This is a genomic window from Staphylococcus nepalensis, from assembly GCF_014635045.1.
Classification (GTDB): Bacteria; Bacillota; Bacilli; order Staphylococcales; family Staphylococcaceae; genus Staphylococcus; species Staphylococcus nepalensis.
Map to the genome: position 1 here is coordinate 230,183 of NZ_BMCF01000001.1, position 13,049 is coordinate 243,231.

Annotated in this window: 16 protein-coding genes and 1 pseudogene; 4 read left to right on the plus strand and 13 right to left on the minus strand. The window is 30.2% G+C overall.

What is annotated here, in order from left to right; translation table 11 throughout:
* Positions 1-57 precede the first annotated feature (57 nt).
* The 4 genes and pseudogenes from IEU88_RS13630 to IEU88_RS01175 form a co-directional block, all read right to left on the minus strand.
* Positions 58-150, minus strand: a pseudogene (locus IEU88_RS13630) (GntR family transcriptional regulator); the annotation flags it as partial.
* Between the two features lie 324 nt (positions 151-474).
* The gene (locus IEU88_RS01165; RefSeq protein ID WP_170006822.1) at positions 475-651 is read right to left on the minus strand and encodes a hypothetical protein; all 177 of its coding nucleotides are present in this window, start codon (positions 649-651) and stop codon (positions 475-477) included.
* An 80-nt stretch (positions 652-731) separates the two neighbouring features.
* Positions 732-1,205: an SRPBCC family protein gene (locus tag IEU88_RS01170; RefSeq protein ID WP_096808514.1), complete on the minus strand. Its 474-nt coding sequence runs from the start codon at positions 1,203-1,205 to the stop codon at positions 732-734.
* 15 nt (positions 1,206-1,220) lie between these two features.
* Positions 1,221-1,808 carry a helix-hairpin-helix domain-containing protein gene (locus tag IEU88_RS01175; RefSeq protein WP_096808513.1) on the minus strand — a complete coding sequence of 196 codons (588 nt, stop codon included), beginning with the start codon at positions 1,806-1,808 and terminating at the stop codon, positions 1,221-1,223.
* 161 nt (positions 1,809-1,969) lie between these two features.
* Between IEU88_RS01175 and IEU88_RS01180 the strand changes: the two genes are divergently transcribed.
* The gene (locus tag IEU88_RS01180) at positions 1,970-2,308 is read left to right on the plus strand and encodes a PadR family transcriptional regulator (RefSeq protein ID WP_103372697.1); all 339 of its coding nucleotides are present in this window, start codon (positions 1,970-1,972) and stop codon (positions 2,306-2,308) included.
* Positions 2,298-3,077, plus strand: coding sequence for a hypothetical protein (locus IEU88_RS01185; protein WP_115359558.1), 780 nt, complete (start codon positions 2,298-2,300; stop codon positions 3,075-3,077). Before IEU88_RS01180 ends, IEU88_RS01185 begins: the two co-directional genes overlap by 11 nt.
* A gap of 140 nt (positions 3,078-3,217) precedes the next feature.
* On the opposite strand, the gene IEU88_RS01190 is transcribed toward IEU88_RS01185, so the two are convergent.
* The 6 genes from IEU88_RS01190 to IEU88_RS01215 all read right to left on the minus strand — a co-directional run bounded on the left by IEU88_RS01190 (position 3,218) and on the right by IEU88_RS01215 (position 9,281).
* Positions 3,218-3,733, minus strand: coding sequence for a YceI family protein (locus IEU88_RS01190; protein WP_103372818.1), 516 nt, complete (start codon positions 3,731-3,733; stop codon positions 3,218-3,220).
* Between the two features lie 181 nt (positions 3,734-3,914).
* A complete protein-coding gene (adcA, locus tag IEU88_RS01195; RefSeq protein WP_103372819.1) occupies positions 3,915-5,459 on the minus strand; it encodes a zinc ABC transporter substrate-binding lipoprotein AdcA in 1,545 nt (514 codons plus the stop codon).
* Between the two features lie 323 nt (positions 5,460-5,782).
* Complete coding sequence (locus IEU88_RS01200) at positions 5,783-6,397, minus strand: DsbA family protein (protein WP_103372820.1); 615 nt, start codon at positions 6,395-6,397, stop codon at positions 5,783-5,785.
* A gap of 27 nt (positions 6,398-6,424) precedes the next feature.
* The gene (locus tag IEU88_RS01205) at positions 6,425-6,796 is read right to left on the minus strand and encodes a cystatin-like fold lipoprotein (RefSeq protein ID WP_103372821.1); all 372 of its coding nucleotides are present in this window, start codon (positions 6,794-6,796) and stop codon (positions 6,425-6,427) included.
* A 583-nt stretch (positions 6,797-7,379) separates the two neighbouring features.
* Positions 7,380-7,709: an ASCH domain-containing protein gene (locus IEU88_RS01210; protein ID WP_103372822.1), complete on the minus strand. Its 330-nt coding sequence runs from the start codon at positions 7,707-7,709 to the stop codon at positions 7,380-7,382.
* 126 nt (positions 7,710-7,835) lie between these two features.
* Positions 7,836-9,281, minus strand: a complete 1,446-nt coding sequence (locus IEU88_RS01215; RefSeq protein WP_103372823.1) for an MDR family MFS transporter — start codon at positions 9,279-9,281, stop codon at positions 7,836-7,838.
* A 222-nt stretch (positions 9,282-9,503) separates the two neighbouring features.
* Between IEU88_RS01215 and IEU88_RS01220 the strand changes: the two genes are divergently transcribed.
* The gene (locus tag IEU88_RS01220; protein ID WP_017722768.1) at positions 9,504-9,608 is read left to right on the plus strand and encodes a putative metal homeostasis protein; all 105 of its coding nucleotides are present in this window, start codon (positions 9,504-9,506) and stop codon (positions 9,606-9,608) included.
* Between the two features lie 187 nt (positions 9,609-9,795).
* Here the strand turns inward: IEU88_RS01220 and IEU88_RS01225 are convergent, their stop codons facing one another.
* Complete coding sequence (locus tag IEU88_RS01225; protein ID WP_096808505.1) at positions 9,796-10,482, minus strand: 2,3-diphosphoglycerate-dependent phosphoglycerate mutase; 687 nt, start codon at positions 10,480-10,482, stop codon at positions 9,796-9,798.
* 370 nt (positions 10,483-10,852) lie between these two features.
* On the opposite strand from IEU88_RS01225, the gene IEU88_RS01230 reads away from it, so the two are divergent.
* Positions 10,853-11,215: an aggregation-promoting factor C-terminal-like domain-containing protein gene (locus tag IEU88_RS01230; RefSeq protein WP_103372824.1), complete on the plus strand. Its 363-nt coding sequence runs from the start codon at positions 10,853-10,855 to the stop codon at positions 11,213-11,215.
* Between the two features lie 119 nt (positions 11,216-11,334).
* Here IEU88_RS01230 and IEU88_RS01235 read toward each other — a convergent pair whose 3' ends face one another.
* Positions 11,335-12,204: a cation diffusion facilitator family transporter gene (locus IEU88_RS01235; RefSeq protein WP_096808503.1), complete on the minus strand. Its 870-nt coding sequence runs from the start codon at positions 12,202-12,204 to the stop codon at positions 11,335-11,337.
* A gap of 307 nt (positions 12,205-12,511) precedes the next feature.
* The gene (locus tag IEU88_RS01240) at positions 12,512-12,892 is read right to left on the minus strand and encodes a GtrA family protein (protein ID WP_103372825.1); all 381 of its coding nucleotides are present in this window, start codon (positions 12,890-12,892) and stop codon (positions 12,512-12,514) included.
* Positions 12,893-13,049: the final 157 nt, after the last annotated feature.

Sequence of the window (13,049 nt, forward strand, 5' to 3'; positions counted from 1 at the left end):
TTGTATTATTTTTCATTCAAATTTAATAGGGTGTAAGCTATTTTTATATTTAAACACTTATTTTTGAGATGGTATATAGAAATGCGCATGCTTATAATGATATAGAAGATGTGAACAATCAAATGGTACGCCAGTCGTAGTATAAAATGTAAAGATAGCTCGTTTATTAGTTCGTAGGTTTAACCAATTAAATGAATGAATCAGGATATGTAGAAATCAGAAAAATAATAGCTTAACAAGTTTGAAAATTTTATAAAAACAAATAAACGTCAATTTCTATTGAAAAAATATAGAAATTGACGTTTATGTTTTAGTCAGAGGTATTTATCTTTCAACCTCATTTAAGATGATATCGGCAATAGATAACTAGAGTGAGCATAAACTTTAACCAATTTTTTCATTCCTTACCATGGTTGCCTGAATAAAATCATAAATGCTTGTTAACTAACGAAACTTTTTATTCTAGTTTTCTTATTATTTTTTTAATTTTGTCAGTGTGTGTAGGCCATAGGCAAAAATACCATAACCTGCTAAAGTACGTAAAAACCATTTGAATGTGCTGCTACGTAAACTTTTTTCATTTAACAAAACAGCTGGTACAAGCGTACTAACAGCATACAACCCCAAAACTTTTAAATAACGTTTATACAATACACTCACCTCATTTCACTTTTATTATAACTAAAAGTGACGATGTGTGAGCACTCTAATTTTTACATATCTTTGACTTTTTACATATTTTTTAAAAGTGATTCTAAATTATCAAACGTGCTATTCATACCATCTTCTACGCCCATATCTAATAATTGCCGTGCTGATTTTGGATGAGGTAGTTCAGCTGTAGAAATAATACGTGTAATCGTGTCATCTTTTTGTTCTATTTGAATGATATTATGCATACCAGCCATATTTTTATCAATATGACCTTCCTTGTCAGCAAAGTAATCGTAATAATCAATCAAATTCGGTTCTTTTACTTCATTATATTTTGTTAATGTATAACTGGCGCCTTGATTAGTATATATTGCAAAAAAGGCTTGTCCTCCTTTTTTAATATTGAATTCAAATACTTCAGTTGTTGCATTTTGTGGGTGAAACCACTGTTCAAATAAAGCACGTTCTGTATAAGCTTGAAAAATTTGTTCTGCTGTTGCTTCAAAATCTCTTTTGAAAATAATTTTATTTTCGTTCACTTCTATTCCCATTTAATATACTCCTTCTTATGATTCGTTCATAATGACGTAAGACGTAACGATTTTTATTTTTGCATTTTTACTGTGACTCTCAAATTCAATAAAATCTGCAAAGTAAATTTTCATACCATTAACATTTGTCTGAATACCGTGCATTGCCCCGAATTTTCCGTGTGTTAAATGATGTGTAACTTCAATTTTTTTAATTTCTGTGCTGTGTGCTTCTATTTCATTATAAAATTCATCTAAGCTTTTTAATTCAAATGCGCCTGGTACCTTCCAAATGAAATTAGAAACCACAATTTGTGATAACTTTGTTTTATCGGCTAATGCAGAAGCTAGTAGAAAGTCTAACATTATTCGACGTTTTGGCGCATTATCACACGCCACATCTCCAACCAATTCAAACGGTATTTCAGATAATTTTTCATTTTTAAATGATAGTCCTTGTTCTTTTAAGGCTTTGTCCAATCTATCTATCGCTTTTGGTCCTACGCCATGAATATCTAAAATAGACGTTCGGTCATATTCTGCTACTTTTTCTAAAGTCATAACACCAATAGATTGCAATGCATTTGTAGCTGGACGTCCAATTTTAGGTAGCTCTGTTGCCATCATTAGCCTCCTCTCTTAGTCATTATATACCCCCGTTAAATCTATTTTAGTTATGTGGTATATTTGTTATTAAATTATCAACTACCTTTTATTATAAGATAGTTGACAAGTTTTAAAATCCATACTATCTTTTATCACAAGAGAGTGAAAAGAGGGATGTCATGTCAATTTCAAATCAAATGATGAAAGGTTTGTTAGATGGTGCAATTTTAGCGCTCATCTCTCAAGGAGAAACTTACGGATATGAAATTTTGGATAAATTGGAATCTCAACAATTTCCTGAAATCAGCGACGGCAGTATTTATCCTGTGCTATTAAGGTTAAGTAAAAAAGGCTATGTGATTTCTATTTCAAAAAAATCAGATTCGGGCGGGCCAAAGCGTAAATACTATAGCATCACGGAAGAAGGTAAAATGGAATTAGCTAACTTTAAATACAAGTGGAACGATTTAAATAATGGTATGAACAATTTAATGTGGAGGGTTAACAATGTTGAGTAAAAAAGCGGAAGATTTTTTATTAAAGTTGAGAATTGAGTTATTATTTCGTGGAAAAAATGAAGACGAAGTAAATTCAATTGAAGAAGAATTACGTGACCATATTACACTTGCAGAAGAAAACAACGATAATATCGAGGATCTATTAAACACACCCATTAAATCATATGCAGATAAATTTGCAAAAAATTTAAATATGACTCAAGGATTATTTAAATATATTTTATATTTCATATCTTTTATGTTTATCATGACAACGATACCTAGAATGTTAGATCATTCATTTCAATTAACGATTGCTTTAATTTGTTACTTCGTTCTTATCTTTTTGGGATCATTTATCTTTATTTTATGCTTTGTCAAAAAATCAATTATGCGCTGGGGTGACAGTAAAATAACTTATGCTATTATTGGAATTTCATCTTCAGCTATTTTTGGTTTATATCTATTAAGTGAATATTTATTACGAAACTATCCACTTTATATAATTTGGTCACCTAATCAAACAACTAATTTCACCCTTGGGTTAATCCTTTTACTAATAACAATGGTGACTTGCTTTATTTTAAAACAAAAGTTTTACGCAGGTCTTATTCTATTATTATGCATCCCCAATCTGATTGGCACACTATTTACAGGCGGTGACTTTACAAACAAAAACTATGTCATGATTTCTTCAATCGCCTTAATTATCATATCTTGGATTTTTATCATTTATATAATGATTAAATATTATCGCGAAAAACGGTCAACCGATACAAACGGGCCCTAAAAACAAGCGTGATATCAACGACTAACATTGTAAAATAGATTTTATTGTTCTACTGCAACTATCTATAATGAGTATGATAATTAAAGGCCGAAGGGCACCATTATGCCCACCGGCCTCACTGCTATATTTAAATAACTATATTAGTCTTCTAATGCAAATTCAAGACTTACTTGGAAATGCACATCTTTGCCAATCATAACGCCACCAGTTTCAAGTGCTTGGTTAAATGTGATACCGTATTTTTCACGGTTAATAGTACCATTAGCAACAAAACCAGCAGTTGTTGCGCCGTTCATAGGGTTTTTACTTTGTCCTTCATATGATAATTCAAAAGTTTCTTCTTCTGTAACATCTTTAATTGTTAAATTACCAGTAACAGATTGTTCTTCGACTTTTGTAACTTCAAATTTAATTTCTGGATAATTCTCAGCATCTAAGAAATCACCACTTCTCAAGTGATTATCACGATCACCTACACGTGTATCAATTGAATCTGCTTTAATCGTAAGCTCGCCTTTGATTGAATTTAAATCATTTAAATCACCTTCAAGTGATGCATTAAAATCATTAAATCTACCTTTGATATTTGAAATCACTAAATGCTTAACTGAAAATTCTACTACTGAATGCGCTGGATCAAAATTAAATTTTGTCATAATAAATTCATACCTCCAAATTTGTAACTTTTATTAATACATTAATTATACCAAGTATATTAAATATATCAATAAAAAAGCTCACATTTGTATTGCTTTATAATCATTCCCTTATAACAAAATTTTATTCATCCTCATTTTTAAAATGTATAATTTTAAAATAGACCAATATGTTAACAGCTTAATGTGCTAACATTTCTTCTTTTATTTCTTCTTCATTTAATTTTCGTGGGTAATATGTTGGCCAATTATCCAATTCTTTTAAAACTTTTTGTTTATCATTTCCCATAAAAATATGGAAATGAGCTGATTTTTTAGGTGCTATATTATGATCGCTAAATTGAACAAATTTTGGCAATGCTTTATTATTATCTGTTAATTTAAATGTATATCGTACGCCTCTATTACCTTTTTCATATTTCAATATATCCTTGCCATCATATACGTAATGGCCCGTCATTTTTTTGCCATCTTTTTCAAAAGTAATCGTATCTTTTGTGATGTCTATGTTATTTATATCTGTTTTATAACCTTTTTCGTAATATGTTTTATATTCTTTTTCATCCATTTTATCATCAGCAGCAGCTTTATGTTTCATCACTCCATCTAATGTACCATCCTGTAAGTATGGATATACGGATTGCCATTGTCCCTGAAAGTCTGTTAGTTTTCTATCTTTTACTTGATTATCTTTAAAATACCCATCAGCAATAGCTTTATCATGTTTATTATGTGAATGTTTTTCCTCAGTTTTAATATTGTCGCTTAATGCCATATCAATATGTTTAATATTTTTATCCATTAAATTTTGATAGGTTAACTTTTCATCTTTCAATTCTTCTTTAGATAATGATTCCATGTTATTAAATTTTAATGGCTTAGCTTTAGTTTCTTTGCGAATCGTATCAGTAACTTTATTAGAAACATTTGCTTCATATAAGATATATTTAGCTCCTGAGTCATTAATCTCTTTAACAATATTTGTCAATGCTTTTTGAGATGGATCTTCGGCATTCATATTTTGCACGCCTTTTTGTACAAAACCATATCTTTGTGACAGGTATCCCATTGATTCATGGGAGATATACACAGTATTCCCTTGTTTATCTTTAGTGATGTCTTTCATTTTGTTATCTATCGAATCTAAATCATTTTTTAATTTCTTATAATTTTCTTCATAATATGATTGATGATTTGGATCTTTTTTAATTAATTCATCTTTAATTTCTTTTGCAAACACTTTATTAAAATGAGGGTCTAACCAAATATGTGGATCATACCCGCCGTGATGATGTCCTTCATGATGCTCGTGTCCCTCATGTCCTCCATGATCCTCGTCATGTTGGTCTGTTAATAATTCAGATTTATCGATTTTATTTTCTAGTGATAATTTTATGTCATCGTCTTTTATCGTTGAAGCTACTTTTTTAGCAACAGGGTCTAAATCATCACCTGTATATAAAAACATATCGCCTTTACTTACATTCATTATTTCTTTTTGGGTTGGCTCATAACTATGTAAATCTGTACCGGGCGGATAAATCGATTTCACCGAAACATATTTGCCACCAATCTGATCAGCAAATGATTTCAGCGGAAATACTGTAGTATTTATTTCTATTTTCCCATCGTCTTCTTTATCACTATTCGATTTAGACACATCACACGCTGTCGCGATCATCGATAATATAATGATAATAGACATTAAATATATTGATTTTTTCATTTCTTCTCCTCCTTAAATAGTAACTGTTACGATTTAAAATTATAACCCTACCTTTATGAAAGTGCAATAGTTATTCTGAAATTATTTCGTAATTATTACGATTTATTTTAAAATGCTTTGTTAACGTCTTTTCTATAGTACGCCTAGTTAATATAGAATTAAAAAAAGCTGGAACACTAAAATGTTCCAGCTTCAAAACGCATTGAATAATAAATAACTATTTTGAGTATACGTTTATATTAAATTTACCAATCCAGACCTTTTATGACACATTAAAAAGAAACCTTACTAACAAAATAGAGCTAGTTATTACGTTATTCTATTCATTCGTTTGCTTCTAATATTTCTTTGTAATTTTTATATTTATATGGATCTTCTACCTTTTCACCAGCGATATATACAGTTGGCGCCGTTTTAATATGATTGTCTTTATATTGCTTTTGGTCTTTCTCAGCAGCTTTCCAAGATTTACTATTTTTGGTCTTATAATCTTTTTTAATTTCTTCTTTTTTAAGAGTAGAAATATTTAATTGATCTATTTGTTGATCAACGAGTTTTTCAGTAATCCATTCTTTTTCTGAATCTGGTTGTTGATTAAACATCCGTTTTTGGTAATCTAAATAATGCTCAGGGGCAATTTGTTTTACAGCATGCCCTGCTCTAGCACCTTTAATTGAATCTTTTCCTAAAAAGGCCATATTAACAAATTGATAATCTACTTTATTAGTATCTATATATTCTTTTTTTAATTTAGGCATAATATTTTGTTCTACCTTTTTACAATACGGGCATTTAAAATCTCCATACTCAATGATTTTAATTTTACCGTTTTCACCATATTTATCATCTTTATGTACATGTTCGTCGTCGTCATTTGAACAGGCTGAAACCAATAATAATACTGTTATCAATAACAAACTTAACCATCGTTTTTTCATTATTTAACGTGCACCTTCTTCTTTATATTATGATTCCTCTAAGTCCATATTTTCTTCTTTATAGTCTGGCTCATGCTTTTGAGTATAACCTTTAGTGTTAAAATTTTCTAAGTAATGCGCTTTATCATCTTTTATCTTATACGTATAATAATGAATTTCGTCATCATCTTTTAAAGGTTTATAAGCAATGATTACATATTTGCCATTCTCGTAAACATATATATTTGAATCTTTTTTTTCGTATGTGGATTCGACATCGCCTTTTTGTTTATCTGCTAAAACTTTTTGATATTGTGCTTGTTGTTTTACTGCTTGATCAATTGCTTCAGCGTATTTCCCGCTGCTACATCCAACCATCATTATTATTGAAATAATAGTCACCGTCATAACTTTTTTCATATTCCCACTCCTAGTACAAAACCTACTTATATCGTATTATTTATCCATACTGTTTATCATACAATGAAATCAAGGTATGTACTAGAACAATACTAATTATTTTCAGCTTAATTACTTTGTGTTTAAAAATTTGACTCATGTAATCATCTCTATACTGAATAAGCAAAACATAGATAACAATTATTAAGAAATTGGTATATAATCTATATATTTCAATGGCTAGATACCATTGCTAACAGCATATAAAAGAAGCTGATACATACATAATGTGTCAGCCTTAAATATCATATTGGCAGTAGATGTTTGGAATAAAAGTGCACTTATATCAAGCTTTTAAAACACCGCTTCTAAAGTACTAATTCTAAAGTGCTACTTCTTCATTTATGAAGCTTAGTAGCACTTATGCATGAGCCAAATCTCTTGTTTGCTTTTTTCTCATCATTCTTGGTGAGGCTACGAAATCATTTTATAAAATATAATTTCTGTCCCACTTTCTCTATAAAATCTAATTTCCATTAATTTAAAAAAATGTCAACGCGTACACCTTATATATAAATAAAACAAGGTGCATCCTTCGTTTTCATCAAACTACTTCCACTCTAATAGCTAATGCACCATAATGAAGTTCATCAGTTTGAGAATAAATTTGGTATATAGCAGCTATTTTTTGAGACAATTGATCTTCTGATTTAGCTCCTATTTCTTTATTAGAATATTGCTTCAGTAAAGATTGAAACGAAGTAAATACTACCGTTTCTATAACTATGACTTTTAGCGTTTCTTTACTTTCTAAATTTTCAAATATGATACAATCGCCACTTTTAATGTCTTGCCTTTTCTCATCATTCAATCTAATTTCAATCGTTTTTATGCCATTTTTCATTAATTGAAAGGGTTCGTTGTTTAAGTGCATCGAGTGTTCTATAGTATATACGCTCCATTCTTCATAAGCATTAGGTTGATATCAAATTATCATATTATTAATACGCTTTACAAGTTTCTACAAAAATAGAAACAAAATATAACTGTGTTTAGATTATTAATTTTTGTCCTCTTCTAATCTAATTTGTCGTTTGCTTTTCAACATAAACACACTCATCAAACTCAAGATGGATATAATGACTGCAAACCAAAATGCGCCATGATAACCACTTAATAACGCTTGATGTTGGACCTCTGCTGCCATTTCCTTTTGGCCCATATCCTTAAAATCAGACATATCTGGCGTATAGTTCTTAGCAACTTGGCTCATAATCGTTATTAGACCTGCTGTACCAATAGAAGCTGAAATCTGTTGTACAGTATTGGTCATTGAAGAGCCATGTGCATTCATCTCTGGTGAAAGTTGGTTCATAGTATGTGTCATCAGTGGCATTAACCCAAGCGCTATACCAATCATACGAATTGCATACACAGTTGCTAATAATGCTGATGATGTCTGTTCATCCATTATTACAAAATAAGACGTTGTAATTACTACGATAAACATACCAATAAATGCCAATAATTTAGCACCGTATTTTTCATATAACAAACCAGAAATCACTGACATAATACCCATAACAATGGCTCCTGGTAATAATATTAAACCTGACTGAAGTGCAGAATCATTCATAATATTCTGTACAAACATTGGCAATACTGTTTCAGAACCAATCATTGAAATCATAGTGAAGGCCATAATAATAATACCTATCGCAAATTGGCTATCTTTAAATACTGAAAAATCAAGTAATGGATTGTCTAAACGCGTTTGACGCAAGATAAAGAGGGCCACTAAAATAATGCCACCTATTACAGTTGTTAATACAACAGGATCATTCCATCCATCACGTGAAATTGAACTTGTACCATAGAGTAAACCGCCAAATCCTATAACTGATAAGATAATGGATAAAACATCAATAGGTGTCTTACGATTCGTTCCAACATTTTTCACGAATTTAAGTGCACCAATAAATGTAAGTGCCGCAATCGGTGCTACTACATGGAACAATGAACGCCAGTTAAAATATTCTACAAGGTAGCCTGATAGCGTTGGGCCAATAGCTGGTGCTAAACCTATAACCAAACCAAATGTCCCCATATATTTACCTCTTTCATGCGGTTCAAATATATCTAAAATGGTCGTCATCATCAAAGGCATCATAATTCCGGAACCAAGTGCTTGAACAATTCTTGCACTTAATAAAATAGTAAAGTTTGGGCTAAATCCTGCAATGATTGTTCCTATAAAAAATATAAATATTGCAGTTAAAAATACCTTTCTTGTTGAAAATCTTTGGATAATCATCGCTGACAATGGAATAACAACACCGTTCGTTAATAGAAAAGCTGTTGTAAGCCATTGTACTTGCGTATAATCTATTTTAAAATCTCTCATTATACTAGGTAATGCTGTTGTTAATAGCGTTTCGTTTAATAACCCAAAAAAACCACCACACAACATCATCAAAATCATTATAATTTTTGTTTTCTTATCCATTTTCTTACTCCTATATTTTAAAAATTTATCAACTTATGTTAGTCGCATTTCTGCATTATACCTATTTTATATGTATTTAGCATTAAAAAAACTTGAAATTTTTGGTTTAATTTGATGCTGTTTAAGTTAAAAAATAGATGCACCTTTGCAAATCGTAATAATTACTATTTACTTTTTTGATTTTATCTTGCATAATAACTTTAGATAAAGGAGGAACTTATTATGAAATTAGATTTACAAACAGCACGTCGTAATCTCAACAGTCCAAATATCAAAACAAGAAAACGTGCACGTAAAATTATCCAGCAACATAAGCGAAATAAATAAAAAAAGCGAAATTTCAAAACCAAAAACAATTACCTTTGATTTCGTCATTCCGCTTCTCAATGGTGACTTGATTTCTAAAACACATAAAAATAGGTGTATTGAGAAATCAGTCACTTATTATACCATTTAAGTTACTATATTAATGCGATACTTAAACTTTATTTTAAAAATAGATATCTTATGATAATTATAAATAGTATTTATCGATTACTTTTAAGTCATCTGTAAGTTCATAAATCAATGGTGCACCCGTTTTAATTTCATACCCTACTATATCTTCATCGGAAACGTCTTCTATATATTTAATTAACGCTCGCAGTGAATTACCATGGGCAGAAACTAAGACAGTCTTACCATCTAATAATTGTTGTGATATTTGATCATTCCAATAAGGTATAACTCTAACGAGCGTATCTTTTAAACTTTCAGATTCTGGCATCACTCTTCTATCTAAGTGTTCATATTTTCGATCATTTAAATAGTCATTTCTTTGTTGTTCACTTTGATTAGGCGGCGCTACATCATATGAACGTCTCCACGTATGCACTTGTTCTTCTCCAAATTTTTCTCTTGCTTTATCTTTATTCAAACCTTGTAACCCACCATAGTGACGCTCATTTAGTCTCCAAGTTTTAACGATAGGGATAAATAGTTGATGAGATTCATCTAATAGATGATAGGTTGTTTTAATAGCACGTTGTAATAATGAAGTAAATACAACATCAATTGCGATACCTTGGTCTTTTATTTTTTTACCTGAAGTTATTGCTTCGGTTCTCCCTTGCTCAGATAAATCAACATCTGCCCAACCTGTAAAGAGATTCTCTGCATTCCACACGCTTTGACCGTGTCTACATAAAATTAACTTTGGCATACTATTCCTTCTTTCCATTAATTAAAATGATATTACTTACTACATTTACAAAACCGTTACAATCAATCATATTAAAAAAAGCTTAAAAATATTTATATGACGCTTATTTCTATTTAAATCGTCACTCTATATATTAAAATTATAACAATTTACACTGTATTTTGAAATAATTGTATTCTTTTATTCATAAATGACATTTTATTTTTATTTAACTGTAACCTATAGCCTATCTAATGATGTTATAGTTGAAATCGTTGAATAAGAAACAACATATTAATAAAACAAGATGTCATTTTTTTAACACAAAAAATCAATAATTAAACAAAGTATAATTCATTCAAACAAAAAATTAATAGGAGGATTTTTCTCAATGAAAAAATTATTATTAGCTTCTTTTGCATCAATTACTATCGCTACAACTGGAGTTGGCCTAAACTCAAACGCATCTATAGCTGATGCTGCAGAAACAACACAAGCAAACAATGATGTTTATAGTGAATTTATTGCTGCAGGCGGTACAAAAGCATTATGGGATCATATTGTAATGCCAGAATCAAGCGGTAATCCGGATGCCGTAAATGAATTAGGTTACAGAGGTTTAGGACAAACTAAAGAAGCTTGGGGTACTGGTTCAGTAACAGAGCAAACTAAAGGGATGATTCAATATGCTGAAGACCGTTATGGCTCAATCGATGCAGCAATTGAATTCCGCGTTGCAAACGGCTGGTGGTAAAAACATAAATAGTGAATTTACCCCTCATTATATATTTTTTTTGCTAAAAAAAAGCGATGTAAGTGTCTATCATATTAGATGCTTACATCGCTTTTTATATAAAATTTTAGTTATTTATTCTACTGAATTGATCTGGGTTCTGGGTGAACATAAACTGAAGATATACCCTTACTATGCATATGTTGTTCTACTTTATCGCAAATTTGATGCGCTTCTTCTAGGGATATATTAGATTCAACCACAATGGTCACATCTACAAAGATACTACTTCCATGATAACGGCCTTTAATATTTTGAACATCTATCACTTCTTCAATTTCTAATACATAATTTCGATAAGCCTCTAACTCTTGCTCATTAAAACCATCACTTAATGTAAAGATAGACTCTTTGAAAATACCAAAACCTGTATATATAATAAGTAAACCTAAAATAATAGCTAATATCGTATCAAAAATAGGAAAACCAAATTGCGTGAACACTAAACCAATTGCTGTCCCTATACTCACTAACGCATCTGATAAATTATCTTTAGCTGCAGAATTCAATGAGCTACTTTTTGTATGATTAGCAATGCTTTGGTTAATGTAAAATACAGCCAGCATAATCAAACCACTAATGACACTGACGTAAATGTTTATAATATTAGGCGTTTCATGCTCGTCAGTCAATAACTCTGGGGCATTTTCTATAATAACCTGAATACCGACAAACATTATGATAAACGAAACAAGTAATGATGAAATATTTTCAGATTTCAAATGACCATATGGATGGTTTTTATCTGCAGGTTTAATAGAGATTTTTAAACCGATAATCACTGCTAATGACACAATAATATCCGTCATATTATTTAAACTATCTGCTTTAACAGCCGCTGAATTATATAAATAGCCTACTATAAATTTAATGATTGATAATATGACATAAACGGTTAAACTTAAAAACGCTCCTTTTTGAGCTGTTTTCAATTTTTCATTTTGACTCATCTTTATTTCCACCTTCAACATTATTGAATACTCATTATGACTTATCACCAGCATATTTACAACAATTTTTATTCAAAAATTATTTAATATAAAAACACTAATTATTTTTTTAGCCTTTCCTAATATTAATTATAATATTGAGTGAGAATAAAAAATAAGCGGAGCCGAAATCAATTGTTCTAAATAGATCTCATTACCCCGCCGGCCGTTTTAATACTTAAATGTCGTTACCATTGTACCTTATCTTTTATTGCATCTATGAAGCCTTCCATTGTTCGCATACTGTTTAGATTCTATACGTCCTTTATTAGTCTCTTAAAATATATTTAGAGAGTAAAAATGTAACTGGTATTGTGATAACCAACCCTGCAAAAGGGGCTATAACTGATGAAATGCTAAACCATTGAACAAAAATATATAATAATAAAGTTTGCATCCCCATATTGACCACTTGCGTTAATGGAAATTTCAAAAATTTCCTCCACGTTGGCGTTACTTTATAAACAAAGTAACAATTTAAATAATATGAAATAATAAAACTGATGATAAAGCCGCTTATATGACTAACTAAATAATTCAAGTCTAGTAATTTCAATAAACAAAGATAAACGATATAATAATTAAAAGTGTTCATGCCACCTACAATTACAAATTTAATAACTTCATAGTGCGTTTTAGTTAAATTCATTATTTTACTCCTTAGTAAATTCCAAATTATTTCGGATGATTACTATCAAAATATAAAATTACATGTATTATCTAGTATCATACTTTACCATAAAAATGTATGTCGTGTGTGATATAAACCATCCACTTACCATATAACCAATCCACGTCTCTCATCA